This window comes from Williamsia sterculiae (assembly GCF_900156495.1).
GTDB classification, from domain to species: domain Bacteria; phylum Actinomycetota; class Actinomycetes; order Mycobacteriales; family Mycobacteriaceae; genus Williamsia_B; species Williamsia_B sterculiae.
Genome location: NZ_FTNT01000005.1, coordinates 103,312 through 121,155 on the forward strand (window position 1 = coordinate 103,312; position 17,844 = coordinate 121,155).

Sequence of the window (17,844 nt, forward strand, 5' to 3'; positions counted from 1 at the left end):
AGACCACCGGCTGTCCCTCGGTGGGACCTACATGTCTCTTGCTCGTTCCATAGTACTGCAGCGCACGACCGGAAAGGGTCATCCAGGGCCTCTGACACCGTCGCTGATCGAATTTCTCGGCCAGACCCTCGTCCCGTTGTAGGTGTGACCCTCTCGGCACCCATCACGGGCCGTACAGCGCTGTTTGCCGTGGGCGGTCAACCGTAGGTGTCGCGCGGGCCGCGACCCCGGACGTGTCGGTCGCCCTTACGCCACGACGGGGCCTTCGGGCCGGTGATCCGGAGGCTGGTCACCACACCCTCGCCGACGGCCGCCGCCACCTTCTTCAGGATGTCCGTCTGGATCAGCCGCAACTGTGTCGCCCAGGCTGTCGACTCCGCGCTGACGTACAACACCCGGTCGCGTAGCTGCAGCGGTTGGGCGTGCGCGGCGATGTCGGTGCCGACGATCGTCTCCCAGCTGCCCATCACGGTGCCGTCGGCGACCCTGGGTTCCCACCCTCGCGATCTCGCGACGTCGCGGGTGAGCCGCCCGAAGGGCTGCGGATCTCGGGAGTCGGCACCCGGCCCGGACCAGCTGCGGCGCGAGGAGCGGGACGACGTCCGCCGCTGCGGCGACGTCCGGCCCTGTCCCACCGCCCGTCCGGACGCCTTCGCCGCGGCACGTGCTTCCTCGAGTGCGCGGCGCGCCATCTCGTATCCGGCCGATCCCCCACCTGCCGGTCCCGGCCGGTCGCTGCCGAGAGAATCGTCATCGGACGGACCGGTCGTCTGATCGCCTGTCACCTGCTCACCGCCCTCTCGCGGTCATCGGAGAACCGACCGTCGCCCACCGGGTTCCACGTCTTCCACCGACACCTCGACCCGTCGGCCACCGATCTCATCCGGGATGTCCTCGGCCACCGCGGCGGTGATCAGCAGTTGTTCGGCGCCTGCGACGAAGTCGACGAGATGGCTGCGACGCCGGGCATCCAGCTCGGCGAACACGTCGTCGAGCATGAGCACCGGTTCCACCCCGTCGGACCGCACCAGCTCCACCGATCCCAACCGCAGAGCCAGCGCCAACGACCAGGATTCCCCGTGGCTGGCATACCCTTTCGCGAGATCCGCCCCGAGATGGAGATCGAGATCGTCTCGGTGCGGCCCCACCAGGCACACGCCTCGCTCGATCTCCTTGGCGCGCAGCTCCGCGAGTCGGGTCAACAGGACCGCCTCGATGTACTCCACGTCGGCCGCACCCGGCGCCGGCGAACCGTCACCGTCGATCTCCGCTCCGGCCGACGCCCGGTACCGCATCGCCACCGGTCGAGAATGTGGGGCGATGGACGCGTAGGCGGCGATGACATGCGGTGCCAACGCCGCGACCGTGTCCAATCGTGCGGCCGTGACCTGCGCACCGTGTGCGGCCAGCTGACCGTCCCACACGTCGAGCGTGCTGACCACCGACGCCGCATCCTGTCCGCCGCGGCGCATCGCCGCGGCCGCCGTCTTCAACAGTGCCGAGCGCTGCCGCAACACCCGGTCGTAGTCGGCACGCGCGGCAACGAATCGGGGTCCGCGCATTGCCGCGAGATCGTCGAGGAACCGCCGCCGCTCCCCCGGATCACCCCGGATCAGCAACAGATCCTCGGGAGCGAACATCACCGTCCGCAGGATGCCGAGCACGTCGCGCGCCTTGCGCGCCGGCGCACCGTTGATGGCCGCCCGGTTCGCCCGACCCGGTGTGACGACCACCTCGACGGTGAGTTCACGACCCGAATTCTCGACCGTCGCACTAATCTTGGCGTCGGAGGTCCCCGATCTCAGGAGGTTCTGGTCGGAGCCGACCCGGTGCGACCGGAGGTTCGCCAGATAGAACAACGACTCCAACAGGTTGGTCTTGCCGAAGCCGTTGCGTCCGGTGAACACGGTTGCACCGGGTCCCAGCTGCAGCGTCACCGACTCCCAGGATCGGAAGTCGCGCAAGCTCAGCTGACGTACATACACCTCGTCCGAAGATCTCTCACGAACCGCTCTTGTGGTGCATGGAGTGCCCACCGAACTGATTCCGCAACGCCGACACTGCTTTCAGTGCGGGTGAACCGGACTCCTGCCGCGAGGCGAACCGCGCGAACAGTGCAGCCGAGATGACGTTGGCGGGCACCGAATGCCGGATCGCCTCCTCGACGGTCCACCGACCCTCGCCGGAATCGGTGGTGTAGTCGGAGATCTCCTCGAGACCCGGATCCTCCTGCAGAGCACGCACCAGCAGATCCAACAACCACGAACGGATGACCGTGCCGTGGGTCCAGGCCTGCAGCACACCGGTCACGTTCTCGACCAACGGCTCGGCGGCGAGCAGCTCGTATCCCTCACCGTAGGCGTGCATGAGTCCGTACTCGATGCCGTTGTGCACCATCTTGGCGTAGTGACCGGCACCCACCGGCCCGGCGTGCACGAAGCCGTCCGCCCGGTCACCCGGCGGGCGCAGTGCGTCGAAGACGGGCATGGCGAACTCGATGTCGGCATCGGAGCCGCCGGCCATCAGGCCGTAGCCGTTCTCCAGACCCCACACACCACCCGAGACACCACAATCGATGTACCGAACCTCTTTCTCCGCCAACAACTTCGCGTTCACCGCGTCGTCGGTGTAGCGCGAGTTACCGCCGTCGATCACCAGGTCGCCCGGCGACAACAGATCCGCCAGGGTGGCGACCGTGTCGCGCGTGGGCGCACCGGACGGGACCATCACCCAGATGATGCGCGGTCCCTCCAGCGCAGCCACCAGCCCCTCGAGGTCGGGGACGTCGGTGACCTCCGGACGCGGGTCGTAACCGACCACTCCGATGTCGAACTTCTTCAGGCGCTCCCGCATGTTCGCGCCCATCTTGCCGAGACCGATCAGACCAATCTGCATGCCGCGCACCTTTCGATGTTCGCTGTGTCCCCTATGCTTCTACTGTCTGCGGCCGCTGCGCACAACAGCTACGACGTCGGATTCCCGACCCACCGGCCCGACACGCGGGGATCGATCAACCGGGCAGACGCACCGGCATCAACAAATAGGTGAAATCGCTCGCCGGAGCGGGGAAAGCACCCGAATCATCGGCCGCCGGCGGCTCACCGGTCCCGGGCCGCAGTACGGCAGGCCTGCTGGGGGTGGTGAAGCCGAACTCCACCGTCGAGGCGTTGAGTGCCGACAGCCCGTCGAGCAGGTAACCGGGGTTGAAGGCGATGGTCAGCGGGTCGCCGTAGAACTCGACAGGCAATTCCTCCTGGGCGCTGCCCGCGTCCTCACCTCCCGCCGACAGCTGCACCGAACCCTCGGAGAACTCGAGACGGACCTGGGCACCCCGTTCGGCGACCAGCGAGACCCGCTTGATGACGTCGACCAGTGGCGCGATGTCGGTGACGGCCATCGCGGTGTGGGTCGGCGGTAACAGCTGACGGAATTTCGGGAACTCGGCGTCGAGCAACCGACTGGTGGTCTTGCGATGGGCGCCGACGATACCGAGTAATCCGTCGGTGCCGATCGACGAGCCGCTGCCCAGAGCCAAAGAGAGATCGGAACCGTCCTCGGCACCAGCCGATTTCGCCGATTCGGAGAGAGTCTTGGCAGGTACCAACACGGCGGCGGACACCTCCGCGGAACCGGGTTGCCAGTGCACCTCGCGCACCGCGAGACGGAACCGGTCGGTGGCGGCGAGCACGATCCGCTCACCCTCGATCTCCATGCGGATGCCGGTCAGCATCGGGAGCGTGTCGTCCCTGCCCGCGGCCACAGCGACCTGCGAGATGGCCTCGGCAAAGTCCTGGACGGCGATCGCGCCGGTGGTCGGCGGCACGTCGGGCAGCTGCGGGTAGTCCTCGACCGGCATGGTGGGCAACGAGAAGCGGGCACTGCCGCATCGGATCGCGACCCGCGAACCGTCCAGCGCCACGTCGACCGGCTTCGCGGGCAGCGAGCGGGTGATGTCGGCCAGCAGTTTGCCCGAGACCAGAACCTGACCCTCATCGGCCACCTCGGCCGACACCTCGGCGTTGGCGGAGACCTCGTAGTCGAATCCTGCGACGGTCAACCCGTTGTCGTCGGCGGTCAGGACCACACAACCGAGAACCGGGACGGGCGGACGACTGGGCAGGCTACGTGCCACCCAGGCAACGGAATCGGCGAACTCGTCGCGTGTGACACGAAACTTCACGGTGGTCGGGACTCCCATGTCGTCGAACGGTGCAGGTGACGCGATCGGCGCGAATGACACGATCGGACTGCGACGGGTTGTCGTCGCTGATCCACTGTAGAGCTCCGGACCGGGTACGGGCGGCAATGGGTCGGTTTCACCGAGCACCTCGGGGACCCGCTGACAGGTGTGATTCCACAGCGGCTCTTTCTGAAGAGATTCTTCTAGAGAGAGATTCTTCATGGTCATAGGTGCTGTGCAAACTGTGGACAAGGGCGCATCGGCACAGGTCGCCCGGCCAGAGGTGATGTGCACCGGGGGTGGAACAACGCCGCGGCCGCCTCACCGCAGCTGTGCACGGACGAGAGTTGTTCTTCTCCGTCCACCCGCAGTCCACATGTCCCGGCAAGTTATCCACTGACTTGTCCACAGCTGGGGAATGCCCATTGCGCCCCAACTGTCACAGGAAGTTCTCAGCGAAACCCTCTGGTGTGGGTCGAGACGTGTCTGTTTTCGAGGCAGCCGACATGGCCGGCCGAGAGGCCGGAGAGGGGTGGTCGCCGAGTGCGACACGGGTGCGCACCGTCCCGAGCATGTGGTGCGAGCGACAGAAGGGTCAGCGGCGGGAGCGCTGTTTGATCCGTGCGGTGAGCTCTTGGACGTGCTCGTAGACCCGTCGGCGCTCGGCCATCTCCTTGCGGATCTTCTTGTCCGCGTACATGACCGTGGTGTGGTCGCGGTTGAAGGTCTCACCGATCTTGGGCAGTGAGAGGTCGGTGAGCTCGCGGCAGAGATACATGGAGATCTGCCGGGCCTGGGCGATCGAGCGGGCCTTGCCGGGACCGCGGAGTTCCTCCACCGAGACGTCGAAGTACTCGGCGGTGATGGCCAGGATGGTCGGGGCGTTGATCTCCAGGGTGCTGGAGTCGGGCAGGAGTGCCTGCAGGACGATGTCGGCCAACGAGCGGTCGAGTTCGGTGTTGTTCAGCGAGGCGAAGGCGGTGACCCGGATCAACGCACCCTCGAGTTCGCGGATGTTGCGTTCGATCTTGGAGGCGATCAGTTCCAGCACGTCATCGGGGACCTGCAGGTTGTCCATCTGCGCCTTCTTGCGCAGGATGGCGATGCGCGTCTCGAGCTCGGGTGGTTGGACGTCGGTGATCAGCCCCCACTCGAATCGGGTGCGTAGCCGGTCTTCAAGTGTCGCAAGCTGTTTGGGTGGACGATCGGAGGACACCACGATCTGCTTGTTGGTGTTGTGCAGGGTGTTGAAGGTGTGGAAGAACTCTTCCTGGATACCTTCTTTGCCCACCAGGAACTGGATGTCGTCGACGAGCAGTACGTCGACATCGCGGTAGCGGCGTTTGAATGCGACCCGACGGTCATCACGCAACGAGTTGATGAAGTCGTTGGTGAACTCCTCGGTGGACACGTATTTCACCCGCATACCGGGGAACAGGCGTTGGGTGTAGTGACCCGCGGCGTGCAGCAGATGGGTCTTGCCGAGCCCGGACTCACCCCAGATGAACAGGGGGTTGTAGGCCCGTGCGGGTGCCTCCGAGATGGCGACCGCAGCGGCGTGGGCGAAACGGTTGGACGCCCCGATGACGAAGGTGTCGAAGGTGTACTTGGAGTTGAGGCTCGAATCCTGCGATCCACCGACGGGTGCGGTGGAGGACGTGCCGTTGGTGAAGTATTTCGACCACTGGTCGTCGGTGTACCGCGGGGCCTGCTCGGCACGGCGGCCGCCGAACGTGTCGTCACCGGACAGGTCGGAGACTCCGTCGGTGTCTGCGGATGTGGGGCCCGCCTCGACGGGTCGGACCTCCGAGGGCGCTTCCATCGGTGCGATCCGAACCCCGAGGTCGACGTCCTGACCGAGATGCCGGGACAACGACGACCGGATGGACTCGCGGAGTCCGCGTTCGATCTGTTCCTGCACGAGCTGGGTGGGCACGGTCAACAGCGCGAAACCCTCGGCCAGCGTCAGCGGCTGTACCAGCGACAACCAGGCCTTCTGCTGCCGACTGAGGGGTTCGTGGGCACCGGCGGTGTCGTCGTTGAGTTCGGTGACCACCCGACCCCAGACCTCGCCGAAACTGTCCCGATCGCCGCTCATACGTCGGAGATGCGGTCGCGGGGCGGAAACATGGCGCGGTGGACTCCAGGCGGGACGGGCCGGACAGGAACGGGGTGGTCGCGAGTGACCTCGCGGTCCGTGCTCGTGGTGCGGCACGAACGGAGTGACCGGGTTCGACGGTAGCGTGCGGTGCGAACCGCGTGTGTCATGACTGCACCTCGTCGTCATCTCCTCGAACCCGTCGAACCACCCAATTGTCCACACAGTTATCCACAGCTGTGAACAAATCGATATGAGACGGGTGCCCGAGGAGCGTGTCAGGAACGCGAGATACCCGGCGGTCCCTGAATCGTGTTGGGTCAAGCTAACAGAGGTCGCCGGGACCCCACAACACGTCCACACAGAACCCGGGTGGATGCAAGCATGTCGGCGTGACGGCGTGTCGGATGGTTTGACCAGGGTCTGCCGGGTCAGTAGTCTCGAACGGTCGCCCAGGGTGGCACCGGCTCGTTGTGTGTGGACCTCTGCTCTACCGGATGTGCATACGAACAGTTGACGGCTCACACCCGTCGACCGGGTGCAGACCACGGGGCAGAAACCACCGTAAGCAGGGTTCTGCGGCGAGAACACGCCTCGCAGGAGCCCGAACGACAAGGAGTCAACCGTGGCCAAGGGCAAGCGCACCTTCCAGCCGAACAACCGTCGTCGTGCGCGCGTGCACGGATTCCGGCTGCGCATGCGCACCCGCGCCGGTCGCGCCATCGTCAACGGCCGCCGCCGCAAGGGCCGTGCCAGCCTGACCGCCTGATCGTCCTCGCCTGTCCGGCTCGTGCCGACAAGCGTCGACGTCCACCCGTCGGACCGGTTCCGTCGATCCGATGGGTGTGGTGAGCGACCGTGCTGCCCTCCCCGCAACGGATCAGTCGCGGATCCGAGTTCACCCGCACGCTGCGCAGCGGTGTTCGGGTGAACGGTTCTGCCGTCATCTGCTATGTCGCCGACCCGTGTGCGTCGACGTCCCCCATCGGTGCTGAACCGGTGATCACCTATGGTGGTCCGCGTTTCGGACTCATTGTGAGCAAATCTGTCGGCGACGCCGTGTGTAGGCATCGGGTGGCCCGTCGCCTCCGCGCCGCGGCCGCCGCCGTGAGCGATGACTGCGAGTCCCAGTGGTCGGTGGTGATCCGCGCGCTGCCCAGTGCCGCGTCGACCCCGACCTCCGAACTGGAACGTCAACTCCGGCGGGCCGTGGGCAGAGCCCGGTCCCGCTGGTCCCCTACCGGGATGGTCTGACGGCCATGCAGCAGTGGCCGCAACGGATCGTCATCTTCCTCATCCAGCTGTACCGGACCTGGGTGTCGCCGATGCGGCTGCCGACCTGCCGTTTCGAACCGACCTGCAGTTCGTATGCGGTCGCGTCACTCGAGCGGTACGGACTGCTCGGCGGAGGCTGGTTGGCGGTGATCAGGATACTGAAGTGTGGACCGTGGCATCGGCCCGGTTACGACCCGGTACCCGACCGCTGGGATGTGCTGGGTAGGCACCACGATGTCGAGCGACCACGAGAAGACCCGATGAACAGGGTGACGCCGGCGGCGTCACCGACGACCGAGGAGTCCCATACGCCGTGCTGAACTTCATCTATTACCCCGTCTCCGGGATCATGTGGGTCTGGCACTGGCTGTTCGACCACATCTTCCCGAACACCCCGGGCTGGGACGGCATCGCCTGGGCGCTGTCGGTGGTCTTCCTCGTCTTCACCCTGCGCGCCATCCTCTACAAGCCCTTCGTGAAGCAGATCCGCACCACGAAGAAGATGCAGGAGATCAACCCGCAGCTGCAGGCGATCCGGAAGAAGTACGCCAAGGACCGGGTCAAGATGACCGAGGAGATGCAGAAGCTGCAGAAGGAGCACGGGTTCAACCCGTTGCTGGGCTGTCTGCCGATGCTGTTGCAGATCCCGGTGTTCATCGGCTTGTTCCACGTGTTGCGTTCGTTCAACCGCATGGGGACGGGCATGGGGCAGTTGCACATGTCCGCACAGCAGACCCGATCGACAGGCAACTATTTCTTCAGTGTCGATCAGGTGCAGAACTTCCTGGACGCCCGGCTGTTCGGGGTCCCGCTGTCGTCGTTCATCTCCGAGAAGCAGACGGAGTGGGTGGCGTTCACCAAGACACTGAACGTCGACGACATCGACTTCACCCGCGGAACCATCGCCTTCGTGGTCGTCCCGTTGGTCATCATCTCGTCCATCGCGACGCACATGAACTCGCGGGCCTCGGTCGCCCGCCAGGGTGCGGCTGCGTTGGAGAACCCGCAGACCCGCATCATGAACAACCTCGCGCTGTACGTCTTCCCGCTCGGCATCCTGGTGTCGGGTGCGTTCTTCCCCGTCGCGATCCTGCTGTACTGGGTGAGCAACAACCTCTGGACCTACGGCCAGCAGCACCTGGTGTTCGGCAAGATCGCCAAGGAAGAGGAAGAGGCCAAGCTGGCCAAGCAGGAGAAGTTGAAGGCCAACGCGCCCAAGCCGGGCGCCAAACCACAGGTCGGCAAGGGTCAGAACGCCAAGGGTGGACAGAAGCCGAACACCAACGGCGCGCCCGCTGCGGAGACATCGCAGACGTCGAGCCCGGTGAACGGTCAGACCGACCTCAGCAAGAAGGTCGGTAGCAAGAAGGTCGACGGGGCCGAGAAGGCTGACGGGGCCAAGGTCGACGGGGGCAAGGTCGACGGGTCGGCCGACGCAACCGCGAGCACGTCCACCGCTGCGGACGGTAGTCGTCCGCCCTCCGCGCCGCGACCCGGCCAGCGACCGCAGGGTCGAGGACAGAACCGATCGCGCAGCAAGAAGAAGCGCTGACCCCGGGGCGGTGCGGGCAACCCGATGCCCCCGCCTCTGTACCGAACTCATCGCAACGAAGGAAAGTGGAACGCCATGACCGCAGATACCCATGACGACGTGCGTGACCCGGAGGTGGAGGAGGTCACCACCGTCGAGGACGCGGCGCTGCAGGACGACGGAGTTGCGACCACTCCCCTGCCTGCCGACGCCGACACGGACGCCGATGGAGATGACGCCGATGGAGATGACGAGGACCGACTGGTCGAGGAGGGCGAGATCGCCGGCGACTACCTCGAGCAACTTCTCGACGTCTTGGATTTCGACGGGGACATCGACCTGGACGTCGACGGTGACCGGGCGGTGGTCAGCATCGACGGCGGCTCGGATCTGGCCAAGCTGGTCGGCCGGAACGGCGAGGTGCTCGACGCGCTGCAGGAGTTGACGCGATTGGCCGTACAGCAGGCGACCGGCGATCGCAGCCGTCTGATGCTGGACGTCGCACGCTGGCGCGCGGATCGTCGTCAGCGCCTGGCCAAGCTCGGCGCCGAGGTGGCAGACCGGGTGCTCGCCCAGGGCGGGCGGGAGTCGTTGGATCCGATGACCCCGTTCGAGCGGAAGATCGTGCACGATGCGGTGGCGGCGGTGAACGGTGTCATCAGCGAGAGTGAAGGCAACGAACCCCACCGGCGCGTCGTCGTCATCAAGGAGGGATGAGCGGCGACGCTCCTCCGACCAGCGATCGGTCCCCGGCAGTCTCGACGACTCCGGGGACCGTTTGCTGTGAGGCGAACGAATAACATCGGTGTAGTTCTTCGAGAGGGTTGTTTCACGTGAAACATGACTCCGATGCCACGGCAGGTGATGTACCCGCGCAGGCCGCGCGCGTCTTCGGCGACCGCCTGCCCTTGGCGGAGCGGTATGCGGATCTGCTCGCGACCGCGGGTGTCGAGCGGGGTCTGATCGGCCCACGGGAAGTGCCGCGTATCTGGAGCCGACATGTTCTCAATTGCGCGGTCATCGGCGACGAGATCGGGCAGGCGCTCCGTGTGGTCGACGTCGGAAGTGGCGCGGGGCTGCCGGGTATCCCCTTGGCCATCGCTCGTCCCGACCTGACGGTGCAGCTTGTCGAGCCGTTGTTGCGCCGGGTGACATTCCTGGAAGAAGTCGCCGTCGAACTCGGGATCGACGTCGAGGTGGTGCGCGGTCGCGCAGAAGAACGGACCGTGCGACGTCGGGTTGGTGAGGCGGACGTGGTGACGTCACGGGCGGTCGCTCCCCTGGATCGCTTGGCGGCCTGGTCGGTGCCGCTACTCGCGGCGGGCGGACACATGGTCGCGATCAAGGGTCGGTCGGCAGCTGAGGAGATTGACACGCACCGTGCATCGACCGCACGGCTGGGGCTGACCGCACTGTCCGTCCGCAGCTGTGGATCGGCGATACTGGACGAACCGACGACGGTCATCGTCGGCGAGGCGACCGCACACGGCACAGGCAAGGGTCGTGGGCGGGGTTCGGTGCGAGATCGGCGTGGCTCCGGTAGAGCACGTGGCGTGGCGGGCGCAGAATGATGGGCAGACGTGGACGAAGGGGCAGTGCGATGGTGGAGGATTCCGATGTTTCACGTGAAACGGTTTCACGTGAAACGAGCGTCGAGAGCGACCAGGACACTCCGATAGCGGCGGCGGCTCGACGCGCAAGCCAGCTGCGGACACCCGGCGGAGCAGGCAAGCTCCCGCGCCCCACAAGCCCCCGAATCATCACCGTCGCCAATCAGAAGGGCGGTGTGGGCAAGACGACCACCGCGGTCAACATCGCCGCGGCGCTGGCCCTGCACTCACTGGGAGTGCTCGTCGTCGACCTGGATCCGCAGGGGAACGCAAGCACTGCATTGGGCATCGATCATCGCTCCCCCGACATCGATTCGGTGTACGAGCTGTTACTGGGTGAGGTGGAGTTGCGCGACACCATCCAGCGCAGTCCCAACAACGAGAACCTCTACTGCGTACCCGCGACCCTCGACCTCGCCGGCGCCGAGATCGAACTGGTCTCGATGGTCGCCAGAGAGAACCGTCTGCGTAACGCGATCAACGGCGATCTCCTCGCCGAACTCGGTATCGACTATGTGTTGATCGACTGTCCGCCGTCGCTGGGGCTGCTGACCGTCAACGCGATGGTCGCGGCGCGCGAGGTCCTCATCCCGATCCAGTGTGAGTACTACGCACTCGAGGGTGTGGGTCAGCTGCTTCGCAACATCGAGTTGGTGCAGGCCCATCTCAACCCGGCGTTACACGTCTCCACGATCGTGCTGACGATGTACGACGGGCGGACCAAGCTGGCTGATCAGGTGGCCGAGGAGGTGCGCAATCACTTCGGTGACCGGGTGCTGTCGACTGTCATCCCTCGGAGCGTCAAGGTCTCCGAGGCGCCCGGGTACGCGATGACCATCATCGAATACGACCCCGGATCACGTGGCGCGATGAGTTATCTGGACGCAGGACGCGAATTGGCGATGCGGGCCCATCGGGAAGAGAACTCGTCCAACCGGGTCGGCGAAGCACAGACGGGAGCGGTGTCGTGACGCAGCAACGCAAGGGTGGACTCGGGCGTGGTCTGGCCGCGCTGATCCCGACGGGTCCCGCGGAGGGGCCCCGGTTGGGCAACGCCGCCGCCGATGTGGTGCTGGGTAATGGCTCCGGGATCGCGGACAACCGCACGCCCGTCGCTCCCCCGGCGGACGGCACTCCTCACGCCGACGCGGAGCTGGGTGAGGTCGGGGCGACGTATCGGGAGATCGCCCCCGCGGATATCCAGCCGAACCCCAAACAACCCCGTGTCGCCTTCGACGACGAGGCCCTGGCGGAACTCGTGCACTCGATCCGCGAGTTCGGACTCATGCAGCCGATCGTCGTGCGTGAGCTCCCCGCCGCCACCGGTGGTCCGCACTACGAGCTGGTGATGGGTGAGCGCCGTTGGCGCGCATCCACCGAGGCCGGGTTGGCAGCGATACCGGCCATCGTGCGCGAGACCCCCGATGACGCCATGCTCCGCGATGCTCTGTTGGAGAACATTCACCGCGTCCAGCTGAACCCCTTGGAAGAGGCGGCCGCATACCAGCAACTACTCGATGAGTTCGACGTCACCCACGACGAACTCGCGAGCCGGATCGGCCGGTCGCGGCCGCTCATCTCCAACATGATCCGGTTGTTGAAGCTCCCGGTGCCAGTGCAACGACGGGTCGCCGCCGGCGTGTTGTCCGCAGGCCATGCCCGGGCGCTGCTGACCCTCGACGGCGGGCCGGACGCGCAGGAGGCGCTCGCGGCGCGGATCGTCGCCGAGGGTATGTCGGTGCGGGCGACCGAGGAAGCCGTCACCCTGGCGAACCGTGGCGACGGCACGGATGCCCCGACGCCGCCGACCAAGCGGAAGCCGATGCAGATGCCCGGCCTGCAGGATGTCGCCGAACGACTCTCCGACAGTCTGGACACCCGGGTGACGGTGAGCCTGGGGCGCAAGAAGGGAAAGATCGTCGTGGAGTTCGGCTCGGTGGACGATCTGGAACGGATCGTCGCGTTCATCGACAAGAATGGGCGCTAGACGTCGAGATCGGCGCGATACTCGGTATGGGGACATAACGTCACTGTGACATCGGGAAGTGTGGAAGTGGTCATCGAACAGCGGAAGCGTTGTCGCGCAGCAGATCTCATCATGATCAGCGCCGCGTGGGGGTCGTGGTCGTGAAGATCATGCCGCTGACGCTGGACTTGTTCGAATCGCTCCCCCCGCACCCACGGCGGTGTGTCTTCTGGGAGGTGGAACCCGACGTCGCTCCGGGCGAGCAGGGTAAGAGCTTCTCCAGTGAGTTCGACAAGGAAGCCTGGTTGTCGATGGTGATGCTCGAGTGGGGTACCTGCGCGCAGATCGCGGTCGAGGAGTCGACGGACACGACGATCGGGGTGGCGTTCTACGCCCCGCCGGGCCGAGTCCCCCGCGCGCGCTCCTTCCCCACCGCCCCGGTGAGTGCGGACGCGGTTCTGCTCACCTCGGTGCGGACCGCACCCGGTCACGACGGCGTCGCGGAAGCATTGGTCGGGGCCGTGGTGGCCGATCTGGTTCGCCGTGGGGTGCGGGCAGTCGAGGCGTTCGGCATCGTCCGGTCCTCGGCGACGACCACCGGCGAGGGTGAGGAGCTCTGTCCGGGTTGCGTGATCGACGCGCATTTCCTCAAGGAATCCGGGTTCGACGTGGTGGCCAGCCATCCCCGCTTCCCGAGACTGCGCTTGGAACTCGACGAGGGGCTCGGGTGGAAATCGGGTGTCGAGGCCGCTCTGCAACGGCTGTTCGTGATCGCGCAGATCGACCTCACCGGATCGGAACGCGCACCGCTGGCGGTTCCCGTGGGCAGCGCTCGACACCGCAGCGCGGGCTGACCGCCGGTCGCCCGCTCAGCGGGCGATGTGTTCGGACGCGAGCAGGTCGGCGAAGGTGTAGGTCCCGGTGGGACGGTCGTTCTTGCCCAGCAGGTACACACGCTTGACCGCGACCAGAATTGCCTCGGCGATGGTGTCGCGGAGAACCGGATCACTGAGAAGTTCGACGTCGGCGGGGCTGGACATGTAGCCGACGTCGATCTGTGACACCGGCATCCGGGTCAAGCGCAGGATGTCCCAGGTGCGTTCGTGTGATCGGCAGTCACGCAACGGGGTTCGGGCGACGATCTCGCGCTGGATGAAACCGGACAGCGATCGACCGATCGCCGACGCGGATCCGTGGGAGTTGCCGAAGTAGAAGCTGGCGACACCGTTGGCGGCCGGACTCGAGTAGTGCGCACAGCGGAGGCAGATCACCAGATCGGCACCGACCACGTTGGCGACCCGGGCGCGTTCGGCGTCGTCGGGATCCTGGTGTTCACCGCGGGACAAGTAGGTCTGCATACCCGCGGCGGCCATCCGACCCTCGATGCGGCGCCCGAGATCCCACAGGATCGCGGACTCGCGTTCGGCGATCGCGCCGGTCGACAGGTCGTGGTCTCCCCCGTTGCCGGGGTCGATGAGGATTCGCTTCCCGGACAGCTGGGGTCCGGAATTGCGTACGTGCTCCTCCTCGCGGATCGCGTGTGGGGAACCGCCGCTGACCCGCGTGCCGAGGTTGTTCAGCGACCGCAGCGTCTTGGGTCCACAGATCCCGTCCGGCGTCATCCCGTAGTCGTGCTGGAAGGTGGTGAGCGCGGTGTGCGTGTTCTCGCCGAAGGTGCTGTCGATGAGGCTGGTGTAGTAGCCGAGATTCTGCAGTCGTGCCTGCAGGGTGGCCACGTCGTCGCCGTGCATGGGCGCCGACACCAGGAACGACAGGATCCGAGAACCGAGGTGGTACGAGGATTCGCGCAGCACCCGGTAGGTGGCGGGCCCGACGATGCCATCGACGATCAGCCCGCGCTGTTGCTGGAATGCACGCACCGCGTGGTCGCAGTCGTCATCGAAGACCGGCTCCGCCGTGGGCGGCGACCAGCCGTGATCGGTGGGGAGGACGTCCGGATCGGACAGCAGGCCCAGGGAGGTCAGGATCATGCGCACTTCCGCGACGGCCGAGCCACGATCGCCGAGGCGAAGTAGACGCATACCACGCCTTCCTGTCAGGTGCGGGTCATGACGGGCAGCCCGCTCGGTCGTGCCGAAAAACACTCTAGAGTCTGACAGGCGTGCGCGGCGTCAACAAAACCGGCAGTTGCCAGACTGCAACCAGGGATTCGACGCACACCAGCGACAGGCCGGACCCGGAGCGGATCCGGCCTGTCGGGCGCGGGATCAGGATGCGGACGGAGTGAGTACGCCGTCGAGCTCGCTGAGCAGGGCGGCCTTGCTCTTGGCGCCGACGATGGTCTTGGTCGGCTTGCCACCCTGGAACAGGATCATCGTCGGGATGGACATGATCTGGAAGTCGCGGGCGACACCGGGGTTCTGGTCCACGTCGACCTTGGCGATGGTGAGCTGATCGCCGTGGCTGCCGGCGATCTCCTCCAGAACCGGCGCGACGATCTTGCACGGGTGGCACCAGGTGGCCCAGAAGTCGACAAGAACCGGCTTCTCGGACTGCAGGACGTCGTTGGCAAAGGTTGCGTCGGTGACGGCAACGGTGTTGGCTCCCATGATTTTCCTCCTAGATGAGAATGAGAACGGGGTGGTGAGTGGCGGCGGTGGTCAGTGGTGTCGGGGGTGATCTCTACACGGCCGAGACGACGGCGGCCGACGCCTCGTCCACCGGTGCGGTCTGCGACTGCTGGTCGGCGAGCCACCGCTCGGCGTCGATGGCGGCGCTGCAACCGGTACCCGCTGCCGTGATGGCCTGTCGGTACCGGTGGTCCACCAGGTCGCCCGCGGCGAAGACCCCGGCCAGCGAGGTCGCGGTGGTGCCGCGCTGTACGACGACGTACCCGTCGTCGTCGAGGGCGATCTGACCGCGGACGAGATCGCTGCGCGGATCGTGTCCGATCGCGACGAACATGCCGGTCACGTCCAGGGTGCGGACGCTGCCGTCTCGGGTGTCCCTGAGCTCGAGCCCCGTGACGGAGTTCTCACCGAACACCTTCTCGACCACCGCATTGGTGACGAAGCGGATCTTGTCGTTGGCGCGGGCCCGTTCCAGCATGATCTTGGACGCGGCGAACTCCTCGCGGCGGTGGATGAGGGTGACCGACCGGGCGAACTTGGTGAGGAAGGTGGCCTCCTCCATCGCCGAGTCGCCACCGCCGATGACGGCGATGTCCTGATCGCGGAAGAAGAAGCCGTCACAGGTCGCACATGCGGACACGCCGCGACCGAGCAGTTCGGTTTCTCCGCTCACCCCGAGGTAACGGGCGGCCGCCCCCATGGCCAGGATCACCGAGCGCGTGCGGAACACCTCACCGCCGACCTCGACCTCCTTGATGTCACCATCGAGGCGGAGCGCATCGACGTCCTCCATCCGCAGGTCGGCGCCGAAGCGTTGAGCCTGCTCGCGCATCTCGTCCATGAGCTCCGGTCCCTGGATCCCGTTGCGGAATCCCGGGAAGTTCTCCACCTCGGTGGTGGTCATGAGCGCGCCACCGAACTGCAGTCCCTCGAACACGATCGGCGCCAACTCGGCACGGGCCGCGTAGACCGCCGCGGTGTATCCGGCCGGACCCGAACCCACGATGATCACGTCGTGGACGGTGTCGGTTCCTGCCTCACTCATGTGCCCTCCATACTCCTGGGCCGGCCCGGTGAACCCTACGTTCGTGGCGCCGGCACGTCTCGTCAACACCAGGGTAAGGGCAGATGTTCCCGGGTCCGGGACGAGCGGGTAGGGACGAGCGTGGGGTCGGTGACCCGGCGGGGCGGTCAGTGGCCGGCGTCGATGTGCAGCGCGTGTCGGATCCGGAGATCCACCGCTCGCGGGATCGGTTCGGTGATCACCGGGAGGTCGGCGAGCAGACGGCGCAGCGGCGCGAGACCGATGTGCTCGCCGGACCGTGCGCGCACTGCGGTCTCGGCCTGCTCGTCATCGTTCCCGGGGTGGTCGGTGGCGACGTCGGGGGCACTGGATGTGTGGCTGGAACTGGTCATGGTGTTCGCCCTCGTCTGCTGTGTCTGTCGGTGACGGCCGGGGCGGGCATCCGATGACGCAGTGCACGGGTGTGAGAGCGGTGCGTCGTAGCGATGCGCGCGTGCGGGGCCCGGTGTCCCGGTCAGATGTCTCGTCGGTCGTTTCTGTCCGTTGGACGCGCGACACCGGTCGTCGGTTCCGCTCCGCTGACGTCGATCTGGCTGCGACCGTCCCCGACCAGGGTCCGTCCGGGTCGCGGTTGTCCACACCTGTGAATAACACTGTTGATATTCACACCCGCACCGCGTTGATCAGGTGCGACGTGATCCGGTACAGGGGGCCGTCGGCGCATCGGTGGGTCGCAGGTGGTGCAGCGCCTCAGCGAGTTTCGCGCGTCCGCGCGAACAACGACTCTTGATGGTCCCTGCCGGAACACCGAGCAGCGTGGCGGCCTCGGTGACCGATAGACCCTCGACGTCCACAGCGATCACCGCGGCACGCTGCTCGGCGGGCAACGTCTGCAACACCCGACCGATCGCGAGACCCAGGTCGACGTCGGCGGTGGCGTCTCGGGGGTCCGCGAAGATCGTGTGGTCCTGCGGCGGCAGCGGCACCGTGTGCCGCACCTTGTTGCGGCGGATCAGGTCCAGACAGGAGTTCACCACGATGCGGTGCAACCAGGAACTGACACGCGCGTCGGCGCGGAACCCGTGCGCCATCCGCTGAGCCTTGAGCAGGGCATCGTGCAGGGCGTCTGCGGCGTCCTCGGAACTGTGGCTGGTCCGGCGGGCCACGGCCCACAGGTGGTCACGGTGGCGCAGGTAGATGATGCCGAACGCCTCGGCGTCGCCGGCGACGTGATCGGCGAGGAGTTGTTCATCGGTGCGCGGATCCCTCGGCACCGGATACTGTCCCGGCAGGTTCATGGCAGGACCGTAACCAGCGAAAACGCGGCGCGAGGAGCCCGCACGACAGGGTTCATTCGGGCGGCGGACCGCCTGTGTACCGACCGAATGACCCCCGGTTACGTCGACCGGACGACACCGGCGTAGGTGTCCCCGGGGTGTCCGATGACGAGCGAGGCCACCGGACCTTGTGAGTCTCGGTGGCCTACGCGGTGGCGGGTTACGCCAGCGGGTTCAACGGAGATGGCGACCCGTGGTGTTCCGGTACGGACGTGCGATTCGTGTCACGTTC

The 17,844-nt window shown here is 66.3% G+C and carries 18 protein-coding genes and 1 pseudogene; 9 read left to right on the plus strand and 10 right to left on the minus strand.

The genetic code is table 11. The annotated features are described in order from the left end of the window. Positions 1 to 197 precede the first annotated feature (197 nt). The 5 genes and pseudogenes from BW971_RS09985 to dnaA all read right to left on the minus strand — a co-directional run bounded on the left by BW971_RS09985 (position 198) and on the right by dnaA (position 6,278). Positions 198 to 785 (minus strand): DUF721 family protein, encoded by a 588-nt coding sequence (locus BW971_RS09985; RefSeq protein WP_076479098.1) that lies wholly within the window; start codon positions 783 to 785, stop codon positions 198 to 200. 21 nt (positions 786 to 806) lie between these two features. Then, positions 807 to 1,985, minus strand: a complete 1,179-nt coding sequence (recF, locus tag BW971_RS09990; protein WP_076479100.1) for a DNA replication/repair protein RecF — start codon at positions 1,983 to 1,985, stop codon at positions 807 to 809. A gap of 16 nt (positions 1,986 to 2,001) precedes the next feature. Next, positions 2,002 to 2,910: pseudogene (gene gnd, locus BW971_RS09995) on the minus strand (phosphogluconate dehydrogenase (NAD(+)-dependent, decarboxylating)); the annotation flags it as partial. Between the two features lie 100 nt (positions 2,911 to 3,010). Then, on the minus strand, positions 3,011 to 4,180 hold the full coding sequence (dnaN, locus tag BW971_RS10000) for a DNA polymerase III subunit beta (RefSeq protein WP_076479389.1): 1,170 nt from the start codon (positions 4,178 to 4,180) through the stop codon (positions 3,011 to 3,013). 595 nt (positions 4,181 to 4,775) lie between these two features. Beyond that, entirely contained in the window at positions 4,776 to 6,278 is a 1,503-nt protein-coding gene (dnaA, locus tag BW971_RS10005) for a chromosomal replication initiator protein DnaA (protein ID WP_076479104.1), read from the minus strand. Positions 6,279 to 6,903: 625 nt separating this feature from the next. Here dnaA and rpmH point away from each other — a divergent pair. The 9 genes from rpmH to BW971_RS10050 all read left to right on the plus strand — a co-directional run bounded on the left by rpmH (position 6,904) and on the right by BW971_RS10050 (position 13,514). Further along, positions 6,904 to 7,047 carry a 50S ribosomal protein L34 gene (gene rpmH, locus BW971_RS10010; protein ID WP_076479106.1) on the plus strand — a complete coding sequence of 48 codons (144 nt, stop codon included), beginning with the start codon at positions 6,904 to 6,906 and terminating at the stop codon, positions 7,045 to 7,047. A gap of 89 nt (positions 7,048 to 7,136) precedes the next feature. After that, positions 7,137 to 7,532, plus strand: a complete 396-nt coding sequence (gene rnpA, locus BW971_RS10015; RefSeq protein ID WP_076479108.1) for a ribonuclease P protein component — start codon at positions 7,137 to 7,139, stop codon at positions 7,530 to 7,532. Positions 7,533 to 7,537: 5 nt separating this feature from the next. After that, positions 7,538 to 7,873, plus strand: a complete 336-nt coding sequence (gene yidD, locus BW971_RS10020; RefSeq protein ID WP_083709645.1) for a membrane protein insertion efficiency factor YidD — start codon at positions 7,538 to 7,540, stop codon at positions 7,871 to 7,873. Continuing rightward, positions 7,867 to 9,105, plus strand: coding sequence for a membrane protein insertase YidC (gene yidC / locus BW971_RS10025; protein WP_076479110.1), 1,239 nt, complete (start codon positions 7,867 to 7,869; stop codon positions 9,103 to 9,105). Before yidD ends, yidC begins: the two co-directional genes overlap by 7 nt. A 75-nt stretch (positions 9,106 to 9,180) precedes the next feature. After that, positions 9,181 to 9,801 carry a Jag family protein gene (locus BW971_RS10030; protein WP_076479112.1) on the plus strand — a complete coding sequence of 207 codons (621 nt, stop codon included), beginning with the start codon at positions 9,181 to 9,183 and terminating at the stop codon, positions 9,799 to 9,801. 116 nt (positions 9,802 to 9,917) lie between these two features. Next, positions 9,918 to 10,655 carry a 16S rRNA (guanine(527)-N(7))-methyltransferase RsmG gene (gene rsmG / locus BW971_RS10035; protein WP_076479114.1) on the plus strand — a complete coding sequence of 246 codons (738 nt, stop codon included), beginning with the start codon at positions 9,918 to 9,920 and terminating at the stop codon, positions 10,653 to 10,655. Positions 10,656 to 10,684: 29 nt separating this feature from the next. Next, complete coding sequence (locus BW971_RS10040) at positions 10,685 to 11,665, plus strand: ParA family protein (RefSeq protein ID WP_076479116.1); 981 nt, start codon at positions 10,685 to 10,687, stop codon at positions 11,663 to 11,665. After that, positions 11,662 to 12,681 carry a ParB/RepB/Spo0J family partition protein gene (locus BW971_RS10045; RefSeq protein WP_076479118.1) on the plus strand — a complete coding sequence of 340 codons (1,020 nt, stop codon included), beginning with the start codon at positions 11,662 to 11,664 and terminating at the stop codon, positions 12,679 to 12,681. Before BW971_RS10040 ends, BW971_RS10045 begins: the two co-directional genes overlap by 4 nt. A 134-nt stretch (positions 12,682 to 12,815) precedes the next feature. Next, on the plus strand, positions 12,816 to 13,514 hold the full coding sequence (locus tag BW971_RS10050) for a hypothetical protein (protein ID WP_076479391.1): 699 nt from the start codon (positions 12,816 to 12,818) through the stop codon (positions 13,512 to 13,514). Positions 13,515 to 13,529: 15 nt separating this feature from the next. On the opposite strand, the gene BW971_RS10055 is transcribed toward BW971_RS10050, so the two are convergent. From BW971_RS10055 to sigM, 5 genes are all read right to left on the minus strand, one after another. Continuing rightward, positions 13,530 to 14,702 (minus strand): N-acetylmuramoyl-L-alanine amidase, encoded by a 1,173-nt coding sequence (locus BW971_RS10055; protein ID WP_076479120.1) that lies wholly within the window; start codon positions 14,700 to 14,702, stop codon positions 13,530 to 13,532. Between the two features lie 186 nt (positions 14,703 to 14,888). Beyond that, a complete protein-coding gene (trxA, locus tag BW971_RS10060; RefSeq protein WP_076479122.1) occupies positions 14,889 to 15,230 on the minus strand; it encodes a thioredoxin in 342 nt (113 codons plus the stop codon). A gap of 73 nt (positions 15,231 to 15,303) precedes the next feature. Then, the gene (trxB, locus tag BW971_RS10065) at positions 15,304 to 16,296 is read right to left on the minus strand and encodes a thioredoxin-disulfide reductase (RefSeq protein ID WP_076479124.1); all 993 of its coding nucleotides are present in this window, start codon (positions 16,294 to 16,296) and stop codon (positions 15,304 to 15,306) included. A 146-nt stretch (positions 16,297 to 16,442) separates the two neighbouring features. Next, entirely contained in the window at positions 16,443 to 16,667 is a 225-nt protein-coding gene (locus tag BW971_RS10070; RefSeq protein WP_076479126.1) for a hypothetical protein, read from the minus strand. Positions 16,668 to 16,958: 291 nt separating this feature from the next. Next, on the minus strand, positions 16,959 to 17,573 hold the full coding sequence (gene sigM, locus BW971_RS10075) for an RNA polymerase sigma factor SigM (protein ID WP_076479128.1): 615 nt from the start codon (positions 17,571 to 17,573) through the stop codon (positions 16,959 to 16,961). Positions 17,574 to 17,844 lie beyond the last annotated feature (271 nt).

Coding starts and splice junctions, on each gene's coding strand:
- dnaA (WP_076479104.1), bottom strand. CDS start 6,278: ATGAGCGGCGATCGGGACAGTTTCGGCGAGGTCTGGGGTCGGGTGGTC.
- yidD (WP_083709645.1), top strand. CDS start 7,538: ATGCAGCAGTGGCCGCAACGGATCGTCATCTTCCTCATCCAGCTGTAC.
- BW971_RS10030 (WP_076479112.1), top strand. CDS start 9,181: ATGACCGCAGATACCCATGACGACGTGCGTGACCCGGAGGTGGAGGAG.
- BW971_RS10040 (WP_076479116.1), top strand. CDS start 10,685: ATGGTGGAGGATTCCGATGTTTCACGTGAAACGGTTTCACGTGAAACG.
- BW971_RS10055 (WP_076479120.1), bottom strand. CDS start 14,702: ATGCGTCTACTTCGCCTCGGCGATCGTGGCTCGGCCGTCGCGGAAGTG.
- trxA (WP_076479122.1), bottom strand. CDS start 15,230: ATGGGAGCCAACACCGTTGCCGTCACCGACGCAACCTTTGCCAACGAC.
- trxB (WP_076479124.1), bottom strand. CDS start 16,296: ATGAGTGAGGCAGGAACCGACACCGTCCACGACGTGATCATCGTGGGT.
- BW971_RS10070 (WP_076479126.1), bottom strand. CDS start 16,667: ATGACCAGTTCCAGCCACACATCCAGTGCCCCCGACGTCGCCACCGAC.
- sigM (WP_076479128.1), bottom strand. CDS start 17,573: ATGAACCTGCCGGGACAGTATCCGGTGCCGAGGGATCCGCGCACCGAT.